Origin of the sequence: Enterococcus sp. AZ077, from assembly GCF_051714965.1 — a bacterium.
Classification (GTDB): domain Bacteria; phylum Bacillota; class Bacilli; order Lactobacillales; family Enterococcaceae; genus Enterococcus_B; species Enterococcus_B hirae.
In genome coordinates, this window is record NZ_JBIOSX010000001.1 from 350,001 (window position 1) to 372,934 (window position 22,934).

At 38.5% G+C, this 22,934-nt stretch carries 18 protein-coding genes; 15 read left to right on the forward strand and 3 right to left on the reverse strand.

All coding sequences use genetic code 11. The features are described 5' to 3' along the window. Positions 1-159: 159 nt before the first annotated feature. The gene (locus IGL28_RS01590; protein WP_081127634.1) at positions 160-1,308 is read right to left on the reverse strand and encodes a cystathionine gamma-synthase; all 1,149 of its coding nucleotides are present in this window, start codon (positions 1,306-1,308) and stop codon (positions 160-162) included. A 56-nt stretch (positions 1,309-1,364) separates the two neighbouring features. Further along, positions 1,365-2,282 (reverse strand): PLP-dependent cysteine synthase family protein, encoded by a 918-nt coding sequence (locus tag IGL28_RS01595; protein WP_081127636.1) that lies wholly within the window; start codon positions 2,280-2,282, stop codon positions 1,365-1,367. A 358-nt stretch (positions 2,283-2,640) separates the two neighbouring features. Between IGL28_RS01595 and efp the strand changes: the two genes are divergently transcribed. After that, positions 2,641-3,204 carry an elongation factor P gene (efp, locus tag IGL28_RS01600; RefSeq protein WP_010720208.1) on the forward strand — a complete coding sequence of 188 codons (564 nt, stop codon included), beginning with the start codon at positions 2,641-2,643 and terminating at the stop codon, positions 3,202-3,204. A 53-nt stretch (positions 3,205-3,257) separates the two neighbouring features. On the opposite strand, the gene IGL28_RS01605 is transcribed toward efp, so the two are convergent. Then, positions 3,258-4,748, reverse strand: a complete 1,491-nt coding sequence (locus IGL28_RS01605; protein ID WP_081123472.1) for a helix-turn-helix domain-containing protein — start codon at positions 4,746-4,748, stop codon at positions 3,258-3,260. Positions 4,749-5,102: 354 nt separating this feature from the next. Between IGL28_RS01605 and IGL28_RS01610 the strand changes: the two genes are divergently transcribed. The 14 genes from IGL28_RS01610 to IGL28_RS01675 all read left to right on the forward strand — a co-directional run bounded on the left by IGL28_RS01610 (position 5,103) and on the right by IGL28_RS01675 (position 22,839). After that, positions 5,103-8,609: a vWA domain-containing protein gene (locus IGL28_RS01610; protein WP_081127637.1), complete on the forward strand. Its 3,507-nt coding sequence runs from the start codon at positions 5,103-5,105 to the stop codon at positions 8,607-8,609. Then, positions 8,609-10,018 carry a SpaH/EbpB family LPXTG-anchored major pilin gene (locus tag IGL28_RS01615; protein ID WP_081127639.1) on the forward strand — a complete coding sequence of 470 codons (1,410 nt, stop codon included), beginning with the start codon at positions 8,609-8,611 and terminating at the stop codon, positions 10,016-10,018. Before IGL28_RS01610 ends, IGL28_RS01615 begins: the two co-directional genes overlap by 1 nt. Next, a complete protein-coding gene (locus IGL28_RS01620; RefSeq protein ID WP_081127640.1) occupies positions 10,015-11,892 on the forward strand; it encodes a SpaH/EbpB family LPXTG-anchored major pilin in 1,878 nt (625 codons plus the stop codon). The genes IGL28_RS01615 and IGL28_RS01620 overlap by 4 nt, the downstream gene beginning before the upstream one ends. A gap of 33 nt (positions 11,893-11,925) precedes the next feature. Beyond that, positions 11,926-12,753, forward strand: coding sequence for a class C sortase (locus IGL28_RS01625; protein WP_081127642.1), 828 nt, complete (start codon positions 11,926-11,928; stop codon positions 12,751-12,753). A gap of 98 nt (positions 12,754-12,851) precedes the next feature. Next, a complete protein-coding gene (trhA, locus tag IGL28_RS01630) occupies positions 12,852-13,499 on the forward strand; it encodes a PAQR family membrane homeostasis protein TrhA (protein WP_025480259.1) in 648 nt (215 codons plus the stop codon). Positions 13,500-13,873: 374 nt separating this feature from the next. Further along, the gene (gene lysA, locus IGL28_RS01635; RefSeq protein ID WP_081127643.1) at positions 13,874-15,121 is read left to right on the forward strand and encodes a diaminopimelate decarboxylase; all 1,248 of its coding nucleotides are present in this window, start codon (positions 13,874-13,876) and stop codon (positions 15,119-15,121) included. After that, positions 15,118-15,924, forward strand: coding sequence for a diaminopimelate epimerase (dapF, locus tag IGL28_RS01640; RefSeq protein ID WP_053765851.1), 807 nt, complete (start codon positions 15,118-15,120; stop codon positions 15,922-15,924). Before lysA ends, dapF begins: the two co-directional genes overlap by 4 nt. After that, complete coding sequence (gene dapA, locus IGL28_RS01645; protein WP_053765850.1) at positions 15,917-16,798, forward strand: 4-hydroxy-tetrahydrodipicolinate synthase; 882 nt, start codon at positions 15,917-15,919, stop codon at positions 16,796-16,798. The genes dapF and dapA overlap by 8 nt, the downstream gene beginning before the upstream one ends. Continuing rightward, complete coding sequence (dapB, locus tag IGL28_RS01650) at positions 16,795-17,502, forward strand: 4-hydroxy-tetrahydrodipicolinate reductase (protein WP_081127645.1); 708 nt, start codon at positions 16,795-16,797, stop codon at positions 17,500-17,502. Before dapA ends, dapB begins: the two co-directional genes overlap by 4 nt. A 14-nt stretch (positions 17,503-17,516) precedes the next feature. Further along, positions 17,517-18,212, forward strand: coding sequence for a 2,3,4,5-tetrahydropyridine-2,6-dicarboxylate N-acetyltransferase (dapD, locus tag IGL28_RS01655; RefSeq protein WP_034699414.1), 696 nt, complete (start codon positions 17,517-17,519; stop codon positions 18,210-18,212). Between the two features lie 14 nt (positions 18,213-18,226). Further along, entirely contained in the window at positions 18,227-19,228 is a 1,002-nt protein-coding gene (locus IGL28_RS01660) for an aspartate-semialdehyde dehydrogenase (RefSeq protein WP_438843873.1), read from the forward strand. Continuing rightward, positions 19,225-20,574 carry an aspartate kinase gene (locus IGL28_RS01665; protein WP_081127648.1) on the forward strand — a complete coding sequence of 450 codons (1,350 nt, stop codon included), beginning with the start codon at positions 19,225-19,227 and terminating at the stop codon, positions 20,572-20,574. Before IGL28_RS01660 ends, IGL28_RS01665 begins: the two co-directional genes overlap by 4 nt. Then, positions 20,534-21,643 (forward strand): M20 family metallopeptidase, encoded by a 1,110-nt coding sequence (locus IGL28_RS01670; protein ID WP_164885415.1) that lies wholly within the window; start codon positions 20,534-20,536, stop codon positions 21,641-21,643. Before IGL28_RS01665 ends, IGL28_RS01670 begins: the two co-directional genes overlap by 41 nt. Positions 21,644-21,672: 29 nt before the next feature. Further along, a complete protein-coding gene (locus IGL28_RS01675; RefSeq protein WP_081127651.1) occupies positions 21,673-22,839 on the forward strand; it encodes a pyridoxal phosphate-dependent aminotransferase in 1,167 nt (388 codons plus the stop codon). Positions 22,840-22,934: the final 95 nt, after the last annotated feature.

Genomic DNA, 22,934 nt, shown 5'->3' on the forward strand with positions numbered 1-22,934 from the left:
TAAGGCTCCTAACTATTGGTAATCATTTTTGTTTATCGGAATCAAGTACACATCTACTAGAAGAAACTTCGATAAACACAGTGCTTCCAATTAGATTCTAACACTTATTGCTTTGTAGGTGTAGCAATCTGAAATGAAATTTATCTTTTCTTTCATTCGCTAATTTTCTTTTAATTGCTGAAATGCTTGAGTTAAATCTTCAATAAGATCATCCTCATACTCAATTCCCACGGATAAGCGGATCAATCCATCTTTGATACCTGCTTTTTCCCTTTTTTCTTTAGGAACGGAAGCATGAGTCATCACTGCGGGAAGTTCGACTAAACTTTCCACACCACCTAAGCTTTCTGCCAAAATAAACAATCGGAGAGATTCAACGAAAGGAATCGCAGCCTGTTCATTTTTTAGTGTAAAAGAAACCATGCCACTATAACCACTCATTTGTGCTTGCGCAATTTCATGATTTTTATGAGTGACCAAACCAGGATAAAAGACTTGTTCAACTTCAGGGCGTTCTTTTAAGAAGTGTGCGACCGCAAAAGCATTTTTTTGATGTTCTGCCATTCGTACACTTAATGTTTTGATTCCTCTTTGAAGTAGCCAGCTGTCTTGTGGCCCTAATACACCGCCAATGGCATTTTGATAATAGCCGATAGCATCCGCTAAGGTTTCATTATTTGTAGTAACCAAACCTGCAACGAGATCACTGTGTCCTCCGAGATATTTTGTCCCGCTGTGTAAGACGATATCTGCCCCTAAGTCAAGTGGTCTCTGGAAATAAGGAGTGGCAAAAGTATTATCAACGATTGTTATCAGTTGGTGTTTTTTTGCTAGTTGACTATTTTTTTGGAGATCAGTGATTTTTAATAACGGGTTACTTGGTGTTTCTAAATAAAGTGCTTTTGTATTGGGTTGAATGGCTTGCTCTACTTGTGCCAAATCACTCGTATCGACAATTGTATATTCCAGACCACTTTTGGTTAGGACTTGATCAAAGAGTCGAAAAGTACCACCATAAACATCATCGCCTAATAAAATGTGGTCTCCTGATTGAAAAAGAGAGAAGACTGCATGAATACCGGCTAAACCAGAGGCAAAAGCAAATCCTTTGATTCCACCTTCCAACTCAGCAATCAATTCTTCAAGGGCAAAACGTGTGGGATTCCCAGAACGAGAATATTCATATTGCTTGGGATTTCCCACGCTATTTTGTCGATAAGTGGATGTTTGATAGATCGGAACACTAACTGCTCCAGTAGTAGGGTCTTCACTGATTCCGCCGTGTATTAGTTTTGTTTGAATATGCATTATTTGTTCCTCCTAATTTTTTATATCTGGATTTCGGACAAAACGACTATTTGTTTTTATGAATAGATTCCTTTTGACAAATAACGGTCTGCTCCATCTGGGAAAATAGTTACCACTGAACTTCCTAAAGGTAATCGTTGGACTTCATGTAAGGCTGCCGCAAAAGCAGCGCCGCTAGAACTGCCAACTAGTATTCCTTGTTGCTTGGCTAGTTGCTTCGTGTAAGCAAAGCCTTCTTGATCAGAAATCGTTTCAAAACCATCTATGGTGATTCCAGAAAGAAATGGTGGGGTAAATTCAACGCCAATTCCCTCGATCTTGTGACTATGAGCAGTACCACCATTCAAAATTGAGCCTTCTGGTTCGACACCAATTAAACGAATGTCTGCATTTTGTTCCTTTAAATATTTAGCGGTGCCCGCAAACGTACCGCCACTACCAATCCCCGCTACAAAGCTAGTGATTGGTTCTGTAAGTTCTTGACTGATTTCTGGACCAATCGTCTGATAATAGGCCATGGGATTTGCCCAATTCTCAAATTGCATTGGTAGAAAGCTGTGAGGAATAGTTTTTGCTAATTCTTTACTTTTTTCAATCGCACCAACGATGCCCAGTTCACTTGGTGTATGGATGATTGTTGCGCCTAATGCTTTCATCACTTGTTGTTTTTCCATACTGAATTTTTCAGGAACGACAAAAATTGTTTTGATAGAATAACTTAAAGCAGTTAATGCTAAACCAATTCCAGTATTACCAGCAGTAGGTTCAATAATTGTTGTCTCTTTTGTGATCTGTCCGGTTTGAATCCCTTGTTGGATCAGATAATGACCGAGTCGATCTTTGATACTTCCGCCGGGGTTCAAATACTCTAATTTCGCATAAATAGCTGAATGTTGGGGCATAGGATAATCTTTAGCAGTAAATTTAAAAAACGGGGTGGATCCAATTGCTTCGGTGATTGTTGTAATGATCATAATTCCCTCCTAAAAAAATAGAATATAAAAAGGAGCTGACTATTAAATCAGCTCCTTGAAAAAATCATGAAATAAGTATTGGAAAACGGAAGAAGGCAATACCAATTTATGAAGGGCTATTAATAGACATGACAAATCGTATGCTGCTTTTATGCACCATACAACAACAAATATTCATTTGTTTTGATTTGCTGTTTGTCATGTGAAGTCCCTCCAAAAAATGAATTTCATTAAAAATAGCATGATTAAACGAGAAAGTCAAAGAGTAAAACTTAAAAATAGATAATTCCCTAGTTTTCTAAGCGGTTGTCTGATACAATAAAGTTGATTATGATTAAGTTAAGAAGGAGCAAAGATAATGATCTCAGCAAGTGATTTAAGAGCCGGTATGACATTTGTTCAAGACGGTAAATTAATTAAAGTTTTAGACGCAAGCCACCACAAACCTGGTAAAGGAAACACTGTGATGCGTATGAAACTAAAAGATGTTCGTTCAGGAGCAACATATGACACAACTTTCCGACCAGAAGAAAAGTTTGAAAAAGCACATATTGATACGAAACCAGTACAATATTTATATACAATGGACGACACAGCATTCTTTATGGATCTTGAAACATATGAACAATATGAAATTCCAGTAGAGACTGTAGAAGAAGAAATGAAATATATTTTAGAAAATATGGAAGTAAAAATTCAATTCTTCGGCAGCGAAGTGATTGGTGTTCAACTTCCAACAACGGTTGTTTTGCGTGTTGTTGAAACACAACCTTCAATTAAAGGAGCAACCGTGACAGGTTCTGGTAAACCAGCTACAATGGAAACAGGTTTAGTCGTTAACGTTCCAGACTTCATCGAAACAGATGAACTACTTGAAATCAATACAACAGAAGGCACATACGTAAAACGTGCATCAAAATAACAATAAAGGCTTTTGTTCAAGATCCAGTAGGATACTTGAGCAAAAGCCTTTATTTATAGCTGTTTTTTTAATTTTTCATGGTGGGCATGTGAAAGTCGTTGATACAATGCCGTTTCAAAATCATTGTAACGACAAAAATCAATGACCGCATATTTTGCTGGGTCTAGCTCTGGAGGAATAAGCAAGGGTGAACCAATAATATAAAAATCATACTGTTTCGTGAGTGGCAGATGGGCTTTTTCAATCTCGATAAAAGGAATCTTTTCACCTAGATTAAATATCTCATAAGTGATTAAGTATTCTGAAACGTTGATAAAGCCAACTTTCAATTTATAGTCTTCTTCCAGCTTGGTATAATACGGATAAAGTAAACAAGCTTGGATGAAAGCTAATTCACTACTACAATTTTTTAACCAAAGGAAGTTTTTACGATTCGCAATTTTTTTCCAATAACTTTCGATTTTAGTAGCTAAAATTTGGATCATAGGATATTTCTTTTGGATATACGTAGAAATAAAAAAGGTTGTTAAAGGGATTTTTTGTTTGAATACAGTAAAATTCAACAATGAAAGGTAGATATTCGCATGAAGGGAAGGCTCTTCATGAAAGTTGAAATTACTAATATATTTTTGACAATGCGTTTCAAACTCTTCCAAGACTTTTTTTAAATGGTTGTTCGCCTGCAGATAAGAATGTTCAACGATTGGTAATTGGACATCTGATTTGGAATTTAGAAAAGGCCAATAATAGAACAAATAAAAAAGGGAATTGATTTCTAAAATATCGAGCTTCAAATTAGCAAGTTGAAAGAAATCATAAAAAAATTCAAGATCTGTTCCACTAGGGATAAAAGAAGTGGGAGTTAATTCATAAATATCAGTGAAATGACCCTCTTTAATTCGTAAAAGATTGATTTTACAATGGAGCATAGCTTGCTTCTTGCCGATTGCATATTTATCTTTCAGGTGTTCCGCTTCGTATAACTCAAATAGTGCTTTTAAATCATCGCTAAAATAGAGATCATCTAGACTTTCACCTAATGAAACAAACCAAAAAAAGTTAAAAAACATAATCCGGATCAGCATTTCCGAACCTGTTAGTGTTAAGTTCGTTAAGTTCAAAGTGATATGATAGTCTTTAAAATACTGCGCTAATTTTTTGGTTTGGCGAAAACAAGTGGAACGGCTAATATAGTTGCGTTGACAAAAAGAAGCAAGATCTTCATCTTGCTTCTTGATGATACTAAGCAATAACTGATAAGGGATACTTTGTGTGGTTAAAAAATTTTGATATTGATTGTAATGGATCATTCTTTCACGAATGATCAACTTATTTTTAGCCGTTAATAATTGTTTATTACTTATCTTTTCCAAGTCTTCTTGAATAGAAACAAGGATTTTTTTTAGTTTAACCATACTGATTGTTGTTTCTAAGTTTTCTCTTAGGTTATCGATCAAGTGCTCTCCTGGAGATAACGTCAATAGTTGACCATAAACAGCTAATTTTCCTCGCGAATGATCATCTAACAATAATTGCTCGATCAATAAATCACCATCTTTTCTAATTTAGTATTATTATTATTAACTCATCTTTATCATCTTGTAAATATGTATCTCAGATTTTTATATTTTTTCAATAATTGTAGAAATGAAAATAAAGTCAGTATTTCAAATCCAAGTCTATTCGATCGGTTATTTTGAAAATATAAACTACATCATTATATAAAAATAACAGAACATTTATAGATATATTTCTTATTTACATATCTTCTATAGATTTAATATAACTAAAAAATCCACTTAAAAATTGAATGAGAATAAAAAGAGAAAAAATAGAGGTTTTTTCTCTTTTTTTATATTATCTAACTGAATTTTAAATAATTTTTAAGGAGGATATCTATGAGAAAGAAACAATTATTCTTTTTGTTAGGGTCTTTAGGAATCATTGTTGTACTCAATTTTTTCTTTCAGAATAGGAAACTTGTCGAAGCAAGTAATGAGGCTACTATGGAAATAATGGCTAATGAATATGGCCAAGTCCAAGCTCATCAATCTGCGGAACAATTGACCATCGAATTAGGGCTTTCTGAGAATGACCAAGGACATAGATACTTGGTACGGGTTATTGATTCAGAAACAAAAGAAATGCTTCTACCAATTCCAACAACTGAATATACGGAATACCTTAATGAAACTAGTGGAAAATGGCTCACAACTAGCCAATTTTTCAAGCAAGAGTATCACGAGAAGTGGATTTTTGCAGGCATCAAGCAGAATCAGTCAGTTGACGTAGAAGTTTTAGTGGAACAACAAACGGCAGAAAATGAGCAAGGAAAAGCACTCACGCCGATTGTGAAGGAATCATTTAAGTTTCTGGAAAATAATACATTAGAGCAACAAAGTAATAAGGAAACTTCGCTGGAAACAACGGAGCAATCGACTAAATCTAACGAAGCAGACACAAAGGGATCAACAGAAAGAGGAAATGAAGAACAGCAAGAAAAGGAACAAGATCTTGAAGAAGAGACAAAAGAAGAGGTTGTACGTCCGTTTGAGTTTCCCGCTCTCTTTTCTGCTGGAAATAATAAACAAATTGTCACACCTATCGTACCAAATTATACCAACGATTCTACTGGCGTCTACCCACAAGCAGCGTGGCAGCCGACAGGAAACGAAACGGTTCTCAATCATCAAGGAAATCAAAATGGTCAGTGGGATGGTGTGACGTCATGGAATGGCGACCCATCTAATCGGTCAAATTCTTATATTGAATACGGGGGAACAGGAGAAGAATCCTCTTATGCTATTCGTAAATATGCACGAGAAACGGCTACACCAGGATTATACGATGTTTTTTTAAATGTACGTGGGAACGTTCAAAAAGAGTTTTCACCTGTAGACGTTGTATTAGTAGTTGATTGGTCAGGCAGTATGAATGAAGACAATCGTTTGGCAGAAGTGAAACGAGGGGTCAATAGTTTTGTAGATACCCTTGACCATAGTGGTATAGCTGAAAAAATCAATCTTGGCTATATTGGGTATTCTAGTGTGGGTTATAACAACGGTTCAATCCCACTAAGTTCATTCAATTCTGTAAAAAATCAGATTAAAGCGATCACTCCTTCAACGACACAAGGGGGAACCTTTACTCAAAAAGCGTTGAGAGAAGCTGGTGAGATGTTGGCTGAACAAAATAATCATGAAAAAGTGATTGTGTTATTAACGGATGGTGTGCCAACCTACTCCTATCATGTGAACAAAGTGTTTACAGAACAAGATGGTAGTTATTATGGAACTGAATTTAGCGATGTACGAGAAGGAGCCGGAAATACTTCTCTTTTAAGTAGATATTACGATGTTCCAGATCAAAACAATCGAGAGAAGCAAATTCGGAGTACGTTTATAGCGACGATTGGCGAAGCATTAGCATTGAAAGAACGAGGAATCAAGATCCATGGCTTAGGAATCCAATTGCAATCAGATATTCCAGCGGGCTTATCAAAAGCTGATGTGGAAACAAATATGAAGAAAATGGTATCAACGGATGAATCTGGTCAATTCTATTACGAATCGGCTGATCGTGCCACAGATATTTCTGATTATTTAGCGAAAAAAGCGGTCCATATTGCTGGAACCATCAGTAATGGAAAAGTGATTGATCCGATTGCTCAACCCTTTGTTTACGAAGAAAATACCCTCACGATCAAAGATGTAGGGAAAAATGCTGTCGCAGTAATGCCTACGATTGGTATTTCTGGTTCAACGATCCAAAGCAATCAACTATATTTAGGGAAAGATCAGGAAATCCAAATCCATTATCAGGTACGAATCCAAACTGAAAGTAAAACGTTTAAACCCGATGTATGGTACCAAATGAATGAAAAAACAACCTTGCAACCGACGGCGGATGCTTCAACAATTGTTGAATTTGGCGTTCCTTCCGCAAAAGCACCAGGCGTAACATTGTCTTTCGCAAAAGAATGGGAAGAATATGATCATGATACTAGCCTACGACCAGATCAAATCACTTATGAAATAAAACGAACGCCAACAACAGATAAAAATAGTTGGAAAACTGGATTTATCCAGTTAAATAAACCAACTAATGATACCGAGGGAACTTGGAGACGTGAAGACATCAAGTTACTCTCAGCAAGTAATGGCGCTGACTATCATGAAAACATGATGTTGCCAAAATTTAATAACCAAGGACAAGCGTTTAACTATCAAGCAAGTAACGAAATGACCGTTGAAGGTTATGAGGCTGCTAAAGTCAACGATACGACTTGGAAAAATACTAAAAAGTTTACACCATTTGATTTGAACATCACCAAACATTCTTCATCTGGAGCAAAAAACCTTGTAGGAGCAGTTTTCGAATTAACTGGTCAATCTAAAACGATCCGCTTGATCGATAACAAAGATGGCAGTTATCACTTGCCTGCTGATGTTCGATTAATGAAAGGGGAAACCTATACGCTTACAGAGGTACAGGCACCAGACGGACATGAACTTGCTCAAAAAAACACCTGGAAGATTGCGGTATCAGCCGAAGGAAAGGTAACGATCGACGGACAATCCGCAAAAATCGAGGAACAGGCGATTCTTCTAACGATCGAAAATCCTTTCAAAAAAATTCCTTTGGCGATTCACAAATATACGCTTCATGGGTCAGAAAAAGTCCACTTAGCAGGTGCTACTTTTGAATTACAGAAAAAAGATGCTGCTGATAGTTATCGAACAGTAGCGACAAAAGTATCGGAACTAACGGGACTGGCTCAATTTACAGTAGAGGAACCAGGAGAATATCGAATGGTAGAGACGAAAGGACCCGTTGGCTATGATACGATTGCTGGGAATTATGAATGGACGATTGATCAATATGGCACGATCCACTATGAACATGAAAATGTTGAGGTAGATCCGCAGTGGACATTACAGCATCAAAACCATCTCAAACCTTTTAATCTTACGGTCTATAAAAAACAAGATAACGGGCAATCATTAAAAGGGGCTAGCTTTAAACTAGAGGGAGAAGGGTCAAGTGTCGAACTACCTCAAGCAGGTGAATCAACGGATACATTTACATTTGAAAACCTTCAACCTGGTTCTTACACGTTAACGGAAACCAAAACACCAGATGGGTATCAAGGATTGAAAAAGCCAGTCTTGATCGTGGTGAAGGAAGATGGAACAGTGACCGTGGATGGGTCCAAACAAGAAAGTGGATTAGTAGCTGGAGACGAAAATAATCAAATTACGTTAACGATTACCAATCAAGTCAAAGTTCCTTTACCTGAGACTGGCGGAATGGGTCGTATCTGGTTCTATTTAGCTGGTTTCCTTGCGATAAGCAGCACATGTTTCGTTGCCTTTTTCAAAAAACAAAGAAAGGGCGTGGCGTAATGAAAAAAAGAATCTGGTATATCTTGTTCCTCATTCCGCTGTTGTTGACGATTGGATCGCAAAGAAGTGCGGCTCAAAATATCCCGAACCAATCTTCGAATGAGCAGGTACAGATTATCTTGCATAAACTTCTGTTTACGGAAGGGAATTTACCTGATCCACAAAAAAATACGGGTGAAGAGCAAGTATTCTTCCAAGAAGCTCAGGGGCTAAATGAGGTGAGTTTTTCGGTTTATGATGTCACAGCTTCTTTCTATCAATTGAGAGAACAAGGGATCGATGGCACAACAGCGCAACAACAATTAGCAAAAAAGGGACAAGAGATCGGAACGTTTGTAACAGAACAAATCACCAAAACCGTTGGTAACGAAGCTGGTATCGCTCAATTTCAATTACCAAAGCAAGATGCACAAGGAAGAGATCAAGTGTATCTTTTTCAAGAAACGAAGACGCCAGTAAACGTCAAAGAAAAATCAGCCAATTTAGTTGTGGTACTCCCAATTAATAATGAGCAAGGTCAAGAATTGAAGACGATTCATTTATATCCTAAGAACGAAGAAACGACTCCACTTTCTTTTTTGGAAAAAAAGATCCAAGGAGATTCCAGTGTTTCGTTTGGTGAAATCGTCACTTATACAGTAGATACCATTGTTTCTGACTGTCAAAGCTATCAACTCATTGATGAAGCTGATGATCATTTGCTCTTCTTACCTGATACATGGAAACTCAAAATTGGCGGACAAGAAATACATTCCGGGTATAAGATGGTTTCTCATCAAAATGGCTTTGAATTGACATTGGCTAAAGAGACACTCCAAAAAATGGTTGGACAACCACTTTCGATTACCTATCAGATGCAAGTATCAGCGACAGCAATTCCAGACGAGGAATTGAAGAATAACGTCACGGTCACTACAGAACGTGAGTACCTCCAACGATCAACTGCGATCCGTACGGGAGGAAAGCATTTTTTGAAAATTGATAGTCGAAATCAAAGTCCTCTACAAGGCGCTGTATTTCTAGTAAGAAATCAAAGAGGTAAATACCTTCATCAAACGAAGGAAGGCGTTACTTGGCGAATGAGTAGTGAAGGAGCGTATCGACTAACTTCCGACCAATCAGGGAATTTTTCAGTTCGAGGGTTGACCTACGGGAATTATTACCTTGAAGAGGTCCAGTCACCGAAAGGTTATATCAAAAGTGAAGAGCTAATTCCTTTTGTAGTTGAAAAAAATTCGTTTCAGCAAAACGGACAACAGGCGGATCCTTTGAAGGTAAAGAATCGTAAAGCAGATTTCGGTTTGCTGCCTAAAACAAATGAAAAAAATAGCCAGTTTTATGTCATCGTTGGGCTAATACTAGTTAGTATCAGTCTGTGGAAATGGAGAAAGAAAGGTGAAAATAAATGAAAAAAGAGTGGAAAGCAATCGACATTTGTTGGGGAATATTATTCGTGTTATCAGCTGTTTTAGGTAGCTGGGTAGGGCAATCGCCTGTCTTTGCAGCTACCGATCAAGAAGTTGCACAAGTGATCTTGCATAAGAAAAAAGCACTTTCTTTCCCCAATGTTATTCAAAACAGTGGGAAAGAGATGACAGAGTTTGACCAATATCAAGGTCTAGGAGATGTATCATTTACTGTTTATAATGTAACGAATCAATTTTATGAACAACGAAATAATGGTAAATCAGTCGAAGAAGCACAACAAGCAGTTCAAGAGCTGACTCCTGGAGAACCAATCACGTCGGGAACGACAGATGCACAAGGAAGCGTAACACTGGAATTGCCAAAATCTCAAAATGGAAAAGATGCGGTTTATGTCATCAAAGAAGAACCGAAAGCAGGGGTAGTCTCAGCTGGCAATATGGTATTGTCTTTTCCTGTTTATGAAATGATCAAACAACCAGACGGCTCTTATCAGTATGGTACAGAAGAATTAGACACGATTCATTTATATCCTAAAAATCTTGTTTCTAATAATGGGGTATTGCAAGTCAAAAAAGTGGGGACAGCCGAAAATGAACCATTGAATGGCGCAGTCTTTAACATTTCAAAAACCGAAGGAGCAGTAAAAAAATACCTTCATAGTGTGAAAGACGGGCTTTATACTTGGACAACTGATCAAACCGCTGCTAAATCTTTTTTGACTGGGAAAACGTATCATATCGGGACAGCTGACTTCATTGAAGAAAACAGTGAAAAAGGTCAGATGGAAATTTACGGGTTAGAAGTTGGCCACTACCTTTTGGAAGAAGTGAAGGCACCAGATAACGCCGCATTGATTGAGAGTCAAACGAAAACAGCATTTGAAATTACCGAAAATAATCAAACGCCTGTCGAAAAAACGATTAAAAATGATACATCAAAAGTTGAAAAAAGTACGCCAAAATTAAATGGCAAAGATGTAGCAATTGGCGAAATGATCCAGTATGAAATCAAGGTCAATCTTCCCGAAGGAATTGCTGATAAAGAAGGTTCAATGAACAAATACACGAAATTCAATTTAATCGATCAACACGATGCAGCATTGACTTTTCATCATGCAGTCAATGGCGCCAATGGCTATGCACTTTACGATGGAGAAACAACAATCGATCCAAGTCATTATACAGTGATTGAGCAAGAAAATGGCTTTACGGTGGCAGTTGATCCAGCGTACATTCCTTCTTTGACGCCTGGAGGAACATTGAAATTTATTTATTATATGTATTTGAATGACCAAGCAAATCCAACTACAGGATACCAAAATGAAGCAAATGTAGAAAACGACTATACGAAAGACCAAACACCACCAACTGTTGAAGTAGTTACAGGTGGTAAGCAGTTTATCAAAGTTGATGGAGCGGTTTCAACAAACCAACCGTTAGCAGGTGCTAGCTTTGTCGTTCGAGACCAAGATTCAAGTGAGGCGAACTATTTGTTGATTGATCCTCAAACGAAAGCCGTTAATTGGACGAAAGAGCAAGGAAAAGCGACTGTTTTTACTACTGAAAAAGATGGGTTGATTACCATCATTGGATTAGCTTATGGAACCTACTATTTAGAAGAAATCAAGGCACCAGAAAATTATGTACAGTTGACTAACCGCCTTTCATTTGTAGTCGATGAACAATCTTATCATTTGTCTGGACAAGTCATTTCACCAGAAAAGGTACCAAACAAGCATAAAGGAACATTACCTTCTACAGGCGGCAAAGGGATTTACCTTTACCTAACAATTGGTACAGTCTTATTAATCATGGGAATTGGTTATTTTGTAAAAGTAAAAAAATCCCATCAATAAAAGGAAAAACTAGTCAAAAAAGGATGACGATCAATGAGTAACAAAAAGCGGCGATATTTGGATAGTTTCATGACCTTGTTATTCATCACAGGAATCGTAATTTTTATGTATCCTTTTGTTAGTGATCGTATCAATGATTACCTGGATCAGCAAATCATTAGAAAATACCAACAACAAGCACAACAACAAAAGACAGAAGAGTTAGAGAAAATCCAACAAGAATATCTAGAAAAAAATCGAGAACTTGCAAAAAGTAATTCTTCCCCAGGCTCTGACCCATTCGCCGAAGAAGAACCGGAGAAGGTAACACAATCAACGTTCCAAAAACATACCATTGGTGTGTTATCAATCCCGAAAATCAATGTGCGACTACCGATTTTTGACCAAACGACTTCTTTTTTTCTGGAAAAAGGTGCCTCTTTATTGGCAGGAACCTCTTATCCAGTTGGGGGTGAAAGTACTCATGCCGTTCTTTCTAGTCATCGTGGATTACCCAAAGGCAAACTATTTACGGATTTAGATCAACTAGAGAAAAACGATTTGTTTTTTATCGAAAGTCAGAATGGTAAATTAGCGTATCAAGTGGATCAAATCAAAATTATTGAGCCTACAGATCTTGATGATCTGATGATTGAAAAAGGGCAGGATTTAGTTACATTATTAACGTGTACCCCTTATATGGTCAATAGTCACCGGTTGCTGGTACGAGGACACCGTATTCCCTATGAAGATCAAGACATTGAAAAAGAAGTCAAGAAAATCGATAGCCAAAAAAAACGATCTCTTTTGATTCTTGGATTCGTATTGATTGGATTGCTAGTGGTCGGGATAGTGTGTTTCATTTGCTATTTTAAACATTAAGTTTTAATATAGTTTTGAAAACTAGATGTAAAAGTCTTACAAACAGTATATAATAGGTTTATAAGAAGAAGGCATCAATGATTGGAGGAAATACAAAAATGGAAGTAGAATTTAGTCGGAAGTATCAAATAGTGAATGAAGTGTTGAATGCCGTCACCCATGGGATTGCAGCGTTTTTAAGTCTCATTTGTTTTGACTTGCTGATGGAACAAGCTCATTCAACCCTCGATTATGTTGCGTTTATCATTTATGGCAGTTCGCTGTTTTTGCTTTTTTTCAGTTCTACGTTGTTCCATAGCTTGATTTTTACAAAAGCAAAAAAAGTGTTTCAAATATTCGATCATTGTTCGATCTATTTACTGATTGCCGGGACCTATACGCCTTTTTGCCTGTTAATCGTTCAGGGACTTTCTGGTGTACTATTACTTAGTGTAATCTGGGCAACAGCAGTTATCGGGATCATTTACAAGTGTTTGACTTTAGCGAAAGCCAGTCAGGTTTCTAAAGTATCAACGATTATTTATAATGTGATGGGCTGGGGAATCGTGATTGTTTTACCAAAACTTTATCAAAACATCAATTTGACCGGTTTACTTTTATTGGTCGCTGGTGGGTTAGCTTACTCGATCGGCTCAATTTTTTATAGCATGAAAAGTAAGAGATTCACACATGTTATTTGGCACTTATTTGTGATGTTAGGTGCATCATTGATGTTTTTAGCCGTTTACTTTGGGTATGTGGTTTAAATAAAATCAATTTAAGCATGAATTTTCTGATGAACAAAGGAATAGCTCTCCTTTTTACAACGAAGGATTAAATTAAAAAATACGTTTGGTTTCGATGGAATGATCGCAACCAAACGTATTTTTATTTGATGGAGCAGTTGCTTTCACTAGATTGTATGATTGAAATAGTGAGATTTATGAGCATATCCATTGTTTTTTAATCTTTTATTCGCTAGTTTTGTATTTATACAAAAAAATGTATGAATGCACTTTTTTTTATTAAATTTATGAATATAGTAGACAATCACTGAGAATTTGTTTAATATTATTCAAATAAAATTCAAATCTTAATGAGAGAAATTTTAAAAAACATTGCGGAAAAGAGGTAGTCTCGAATGTCAGAATTAATGATCGGTGAAATTCCTGTTAGTCAATTAGTAAAACAATATCAAACACCCCTTTATGTTTACGATGAGAAGCAAATGGTGGAGAACATCAAGGCATTTAAACAAGGATTTCAATCAGATCATTTTAAGACAAAGATTTTATATGCATCAAAAGCATTTCAGGCCGTTGCCATGTTAAAACTGATTCAATCACAAGGATTAGGTTTAGATGTAGTTAGTGGCGGCGAGATTTATACAGCTGTGTGTGCTGACTTTCCAATGGAAGAGGTCTATTTTCATGGAAACAATAAAACACCTGCGGAAATCCGTTATGCTATCGAAAATGGACTTGTTCATTTTGTAGCGGATAATCTCATGGAAGTTGAATTGTTAGTCGCACTTAGCCAAGAATATCAAAAAGAACTTCAGGTGATGATCCGGTTGAATGTAGGGATCGAAGCACATACGCATGAATATATCGTTACTGCTCATATTGATTCAAAATTTGGTCTACTCTATGAAAGCGAAGAGTGTCAAAAAGCGATCCAATTTATTCAGGATAGTGAATTTTTACAATTAGAAGGCTTTCATGCCCATATTGGTTCGCAGATTTTTGAATTATCGGCCTGGATAGCAGAGATCCATAAACTGATTGGTTATCTTAAAGATTTTGATGAAGTACTTTCGCTAAATCTTGGGGGAGGATTCGGTATTCGTTATACCGAAAGTGATCAGCCATTGCCCATTGAAGAATCTGTTCGAGAATTAGTACGTTTTACGGAGGAAGCTTTAAAAAAACAAGGATTAGTAATCAATGAATTGTTGATCGAACCCGGAAGAAGTATCGTTGGGGAAGCAGGAACGACGCTTTATACGGTAGGATTTATTAAGCAAACGCCAAATAAAAAATATTATTTTGTCGATGGGGGAATGACCGATAATATCCGTCCAGCACTCTATCAAGCGAGCTATCAATGTGATCTGGCAACCAAATTAAGGGAAAAGAAAACCGAAAAAGTCACGATCGCTGGGAAAATGTGTGAGTCAGGTGATGTGGTTATTCAAGAAGCTCTTTTGCCTATCGCTGAACCCGGAGATATTTTAGCGGTATATGCCACAGGCGCTTATGGTTATTCAATGAGTAGCAACTATAACCGAGCCTTGACGCCTGCTGTGGTATTCGTCAACGGTGAAACTGCTCGATTAGTGGTACGTAGGCAAGAATATGAGGATTTATTGCGAGGTGAAGTACAATGATCCTGCATAAATATAATGGTTGCGGCAATGATTTTATCTTAATGGACTATGAAGAAGGAATCGATTATCACCAATTAGCCAGCAAGTGGTGTGGACAGGATCGATTTGATACAGATGGGTTGATTGTCGTTCGAGAGCAACCTTTAACGATGCTTTATTTCAATAAAGATGGCAGTCAGGCGCCGATGTGTGGGAATGGGATTCGTTGTTTTGCTCGGCATGTATGGGATAAAGCTATGGTAGAAACTTCACCTTTCGACGTACACACATTAGCGGGCGTGATTTCCATTGAAATTTTGACAGAAGAACCTTTTTATTGTACCGCTCAGATGGGACAACCCGATTATTCGACAGAAAAGTTAGCGGTCAATCAAACAGAACCCATCGTGGATCAAATAGTACGTATTGGACAAGTGGATGTCCAGCTAACTAGTTTGTTTATGGGCACGATCCATACCGTTGTTTTTGTAGAGGATGCAAAAGCGCAACAAATGAAAGCGTTAGGGGAACAGATTTGTCACCATCCATTATTCTCAGAAAAAACCAATGTCAATTTTGTCCAACGAGTCAATGAACAGGAACTGATCGTACGCACGTATGAACGTGGCGTTGGTTGGACATTGGCTTGTGGTACTGGCTGTTGTGCGGCTTATGTCGTAGCTAGAGATCATGGATACTTAGCAAGTGCTAAGGCCATGATTCACTTAGAGCAAGGAGAGTTAATGATTACTGGAGAGACACAAATACAAATGACGGGACCAGCTGTTCATGAATGGTCACAAAAGGAGATGTCGTATGATTAAAGGTTCGATCGTTGCATTGATTACACCGATGGATGCGCTTGGCGAAATTGACTATCAAGGATTAGAGAAACTAATTGAGTTTCATCTTTCAGAAGGTACAGATGGCCTGTTAGTGTTAGGAACAACTGGGGAATCTTCGACGTTAACGCCAGAAGAAGAAGAGGAGATTCTACGTTTTACAGTAGCAAAAGTAAATAAAAGAATCCCAGTCATCGCAGGCGCAGGAACAAACGATACGAAAAAAACAATTGAAAGAGTCCAACGTTTGGCAGCGATTGGGGCAGATCAATTGTTAGTGATCACGCCTTATTATAATAAGACAAGTGATGCAGGTTTGTTGGCGCATTTTACTGCAATTGCTGACCAATCACCACGACCGATCATTTTATACAATGTACCATCTAGAACTGGAATGACGATCCCAATCCCAGTCCTGGAAAAATTAGCGACACATCCACAAATCAGCGGGATCAAAGAAGCATCAGGTGATCTTGCTTATGTGATGGCAGTTGGTCGTCTTTTGACAGACTCGTTTGTCCTTTATAGTGGCAACGATGATGCTATTTTGCCGATATTAAGTGTGGGTGGAAGTGGGGTTATCAGTGTGTGGGCCAATATCCAGCCTAGATTAGTCCATGAATTAGTCGCAACGTTTGAGCAAGGGAATCTTCGACGAGCGCAACAAATCCAATTAACTGCCTTACCATTGATCCATGCCTTGTTTAGTGAAACAAATCCGATCCCAATAAAAGCCGCAATGGAGATGATGGCTCTTCCTTCAGGTGTGTTACGGCTACCACTTGTTCCTCTGTCTGAGGACAAGCGAGGAGTATTACAGGAATTATTACCTATGAAAGGACGAGAACAGGTATGAAAATTGGTGTAGTCGGACATGGACGAATGGGCAAAAAAATCCAAGAAGTCATTGAATCTTATGAACATGAGGTCGTTTTTCCAAAGGTCTCCCTTAAAGAAGCGACTACTTTATCTTTTCCGAGTAATATCTCACTCCTTATTGATTTTTCTCACGCAGATAATTTGGAAAAAGTGCTAGATTATGGAGCAGCACACCAACTTCCAGTCGTGATCGGAACGACTGGCTATAGTGAGGAACAATTCCAGGCAATCGAAGCGTTTGGGCAACGTTTACCCATTTTATACAGTGCGAACTTTTCTTTAGGGATTTTTGTCATGAATCAATTAGTGAAGCAGGCTGCTGAATTATTGAAAACATGGCAAATCGAATTGATTGAAAAACATCATGACCAAAAAAAAGATGCGCCTTCTGGAACGGCTCAATCACTACTCGCTAGTATGCAAGAAGTCCGCAAACTATCTCCTGTTTTCCAATGGAAAGATCAACCTAGAAAAACCGATGAAATCGGAGTACACAGTTTACGTATTGGTTCTGTACCTGGAGAGCACGAAGTTTTATTTGCATCTACGGATGAAGTATTATCAATCAAACATGAGTCGTTTTCCAATCAGATTTTTGCAGAAGGAGCAGTAAGTGCAGCTTTTTGGTTAAGCAATCAACCAGCTGGATACTATCAATTAGCAGATACTTTAGATGGATAAAGGAGAGAAAGCAAATGGACGCACAAGCAATTATACGTTTGATTCAAACAGCTGATAAAAAAACACCGGTTAAAGTGTATTTAAATGTCACTGAACCAATTAAATTTGAAAAGTGTAAAGTATTTGGTCAGGGTAATAGTCAAATTATTTTCGGTGATTACCAAGAAATCGCACCAATCCTCGCAAAAGAATCCGCTAAAATCATTGAGATCGAAATAGAAGAAACAGCTAGAAATAGTGCCATACCTCTGCTTGATTTAAAAGAAATCAATGCTCGGATCGAGCCAGGAGCAATTATTCGGGATCAAGTAACGATCGGTGATCATGCGGTCATCATGATGGGAGCGATCATCAATATTGGTGCGGAGATTGGGGAAAACTCGATGATCGACATGGGGGCAATCTTAGGCGGAAGAGCGATTGTCGGCAAAAATTGTCACATTGGTGCGGGTGCAGTGTTGGCGGGTGTGATCGAACCGGCTTCCGCTCAACCAGTGGTGGTTGAAGACGGTGTCTTGGTTGGTGCGAATGCTGTCATTGTTGAAGGTGTCCGTATTGGCAAAAATGCAGTCGTGGCGGCTGGAGCAGTTGTTTTAGAAGATGTAGCCGCTGATACCGTAGTAGGTGGAACGCCTGCCCGAGTATTAAAGATCAAAGACGAACAAACGAGGGAAAACACCGCATTGATCGCTGCATTACGGGAATTATAGAGAGGATGAAAAAGATGCGCAAAATAGATACCTGTATCGTTGGAGCAACTGGTTTAGTTGGTCAAACGATGTTGAACGTGTTAGCAGAATATGATTTTCCAGTAGGTCGTTTGAAATTATTAGCATCCAAGCGTTCAGCTGGAAAAGTCTGTGTGTTTAAGGGAAAAGAATACACAGTAGAAGAATTAACAAAGACATCATTTGACGGGTATGATTTAGCGCTTTTTTCAGCCGGAGCAGAAATTTCACTTGAATTTGCGCCACTTGCTAGAGAACATGGGTTGGTCGTCATTGATAATTCTTCTGCTTGGCGAGAAGATCCGACGATTCCATTGATCGTTCCAGAAGTCAATCTAGCAGATCATGAAATGAACCGATTGATTGCCAATCCAAACTGTTCCACGATCCAAGCCGTTTTACCGTTAAAGGCATTGCAACAGACATTTGGTGTCAACCGCGTGAACTATTCCACCTATCAAGCGGTCTCTGGTTCGGGACAACAAGGGCTAACTGATCTTCACGCCACTCAAAAAGGGCAGGAACCTTCGCTTTATCCGCATGATATCAGTCAAACAGTCATCCCCGAAATTGATGCACCGTTGGTCGATGGGTATACGAAAGAAGAACACAAAATGATGGCTGAAACAAGGAAGATCCTACATTTGCCTAACTTACCTGTCTCGGCTACTTGTATACGTGTCCCCATCGAAGTTGGTCATGGTGTTTTAATCGCAGTCCAGTTGGCGCAGCCATTTTCACTTGCAGCAGTCCGTCAATGTTTGCAACATTTTCCGGGAATAACAGTCGTGGATGATTTGCCCAACCATAGTTACCCGACCAGTATCCTTGCTAAAGGAACAGATGAGGTATACGTCGGCAGACTCCGGCATGATCCTACATTGGAAAATGGGCTGTTACTGTATACCGTAGCGGATAATATCCGTAAAGGCGCAGCTGCGAATGCTGTACAAATCGCCTCTGCCTTGTTATCAACAATCAGGGAGGGGATCCAATGAAAGTCGCAAAATTTGGTGGCTCATCGATGGCTCATGAAGAACAATTCAAAAAGGTAAAATCTATTATTTTAGCTGCTCCTGAACGAAGTGTGATCGTTGTTTCCGCTTTAGGAAAACGAACAAAAGAAGATGACAAAGTCACGGATCTCTTGTATTTGATCCATGCCTATCTTCATCATGGAGTCGACTGGACACCTTTGTGGGAAAGGATCTGTGAACGATTCATTCAAGTGAGAGATGTCTTGTCGTTGACTTTTCCGATTGAAGATGAATTGTTAGAGATCCAAAAAAAATTACAGCGAGAAAAAGTCTCACAAGATTTTTTGGTCAGTCGGGGAGAATATCTCACTGCGAAGTTATTAGCTGAATATGTTGGTTATACGTTTATAGATGCGAAAGAACTGATTTTCTTTGATTATACGGGTGAGATCGATGAAGAACGGACGAAACAAGCAATAATAACTATTTATCAAGAAAAAGGCCCACTAGTAGTCCCAGGATTCTATGGTGCTAATCCAGTTGGAAAAGAAAAATTGATGGGGCGAGGTGGGAGCGACATCACTGGCGCAATCTTAGCCAAACTATTGAATGCCGACTGTTATGAGAATTGGACGGATGTTTCCGGGATTATGATGGCTGATCCACGAATCATTGACACGCCAAAAATCATCAAAGAAATTTCATTTAGAGAATTACGAGAGATGGCGTATATGGGGGCAAATGTTCTCCATGAATCAGCTATTTTCCCAGTACAAGAAGCAGGTATCCCGATTCAAATAAAAAATACGAACGATCCAGAGGCGCAAGGCACTAGAATTTCCAGCAAAGAAGTCGAAAAAGAAAATGGCTTAACAGGGATTGCTGGAAAAAAAGATTTTCTTTCGCTAACACTATTTAAACGACATATGTCTGATGAAATCGGGTTTATTTGGAAAGCAATGAGTGTCTTTGCGAATCATGGTATCTCGATCGAACACATTCCTTCGGGGATCGACAATATTGGAGTAGTCGTTTCAGCAGAAGCCATTGCAGATCAATTATTTTTGATTACCAAAGAGTTAAAAGAAAATTTGGGTGTCGAAGAAGTCGAAATTATCGAGAATCTGGCATTGATCTCAGTTGTTGGCGGACCACATAAAGAACTGATTGGACTTTCTGGCAAAGTCTTATCCATTTTAAATCAACTAGAGATTCGGACATCGATCTTATCCCAAGGGGCACAAGAATTAAACTTGATCATTGGGGTAAAAAATGAAGAATATGAAATAGTCGTTAAAGGGCTCTATGAAGGGATGGTGAATGTCGATGTTAGCAAAACATCGCATGGCGTTACATCAAATTCCTGAAATCGGCTTTCATGAATTTAAAACCAAAGCGTATTTGCATGAACAAATCAAGGATCTTGGGGGAGTCCTGCATGAAATCGGCGAGACTGGTTTATTGCTTTATTTTGATCATCAACAAAACGAAACGATTGCTTTTCGGACAGATATTGACGCCTTACCGATCCAAGAAGAAACAAATCTTCCCTTTGCTTCTACTCATGAAGGGATGATGCATGCGTGTGGTCACGATGGACATATGGCAATGTTATTAGGGTTAACGGAATATATCGCAGATCATAAAGAACAGTTAATGTACAACGTTGTTCTGATTTTTCAACCTTCGGAAGAAATATCTGGCGGAGCGGAAAGTGTTATTCAAACAGGTTTGTTAGAGGACTATCAAGTCCAAGCGATTTTCGGGTTTCATTTATGGCCAGGTCTTCCCAAAGGCGAGATCTATTCACGATCGGGCGCCTTTATGGCACAAAGTAGTGAGACAGATATCATTGTCAAAGGGAGATCTGCCCATATTGCCTCTAGTGAACAAGGGATCGACAGTATCCGAGGAGCCATTGGTTTTATGGATGAAGTATACGAGTTGGAACAATCTTTACCTAAAGAATGGCGACGTTTAATAAAGTTTGGACAGATCACTGGTGGTACGATTCGAAATGTTTTAGCAAATGAAGTAACTATTTCAGGCAGCATCCGTTCTTATGATCAGCAAATCCAAGATTCGATCAAAGTACAACTGGCTGATTTAGCAGAGAAATTTCAAAAAAATTCGCAGGTATCGATCCAATTCCGTTATAATGATGGATATCCAGCGGTCATCAATGATCCTCACTTATATACAGCCTTGAAGCAATCAGAAAAATTACATGAGCTTGAACAACCGGTCTTGCAAGCAGAGGATTTCGGTGTTTATACCCAGAAGTATCCATGTGTTTTTTTCTTTCTCGGTGTCGGTGATACACCAGCACTTCATGATGCACGATTTGATTTTGATATGGCTGTGTTAGAAAAGGGTGTCGCTTGGTATCAAACGATCCTTCATACAAAAGGACTTTTGCTAAAAAAGGATCAGTGACAAAGAAGTGATAAAAAGGAGAAAACCACATGAATTTAACCAATCGTTTTAATCACAGGCTTGCAAAAATAGCAGTGTCACAAATCAGAAGTTTTGACCAACAAATTTCTGCTATCCCCGATGTCATCAAGTTAACCTTAGGAGAGCCTGATTTTCCAACACCCGAACATGTCAAACAGGCGGGGATCACTGCTATTGAAGAAAATTATTCCCATTATACGGGGATGAGGGGACTACCCGAACTTTGTGAAGCTGCTTGTTTATTTCAAAAAGAACGTTATGGGTTGGTATACGATCCTCAAACTGAAGTACTAACGACAGTTGGTGCCACAGAAGCAATCGCTGCTTCTTTACTAGCGATTTTAGAAGAAGGCGACAAAGTATTGATTCCTGCGCCTGCTTATCCTGGCTATCAGCCGATAGTGGATCTTGCTGGAGCGGAATTGATCACGATCGATACGTCAGAAACAGGCTTTATTTGCCAACCAGAACAGTTAGAAGCAGCCTTTGCTACTTATGGCGACTCGATCAAAGCAATTATCTTGAACTATCCAAGCAATCCAACAGGAACACTGTTAACTTCAGAACAAATGGCAAAATTAGCTGAAGTCATCAAACAACGATCGGTCTTCGTGATCAGTGATGAAGTCTATGCAGAGTTGAATTATGTCGGAGACCATGTCTCGCCAGCGTCTTATCTTCCGGAGCAAACAATTGTGATTAGCGGTTTATCCAAATCTCATGCGATGACCGGCTGGCGGATCGGCTTTATTTTTGCTCAAAAATATGTGATTGATGAAATCATCAAAGTCCATCAATATTTAGTCACTTCAGCCACCACAATGGCTCAAAAAGCTGCGGTTGAGGCACTTACTACCGGAATGTATGATGGGGAAAAAATGAAAGAACAGTATGCGAAGAGAAGAGATTATCTTTTAGGTCAATTAAGTGAGTCAGGGTTTGAAGTCATACCACCTGATGGCGCCTTTTACCTGTTTTGTAAACTGCCAAAAGAAGTTACCTTGAATTCTTGGGAGTTTTGCTTACAGTTAGCAGAACAAGGCAGAGTCGCCTGTATCCCTGGTTCAGCTTTTGGACCAGAGGGTGAAGGCTATATTCGGATTTCTTATGCAAGTAGTTTGGCAGAACTTACGGAAGCTTGCCAACGGATTCGCCTTTTTTTAGCTGATATGTAATCAAAAAAAATGAAAAGCTACGTTCATTTTATTGAACGAAGTTTTTCATTTTTTGTTTGCTTTGTTGATTGAAGGAGGATCAGTTAAGTCAAAAA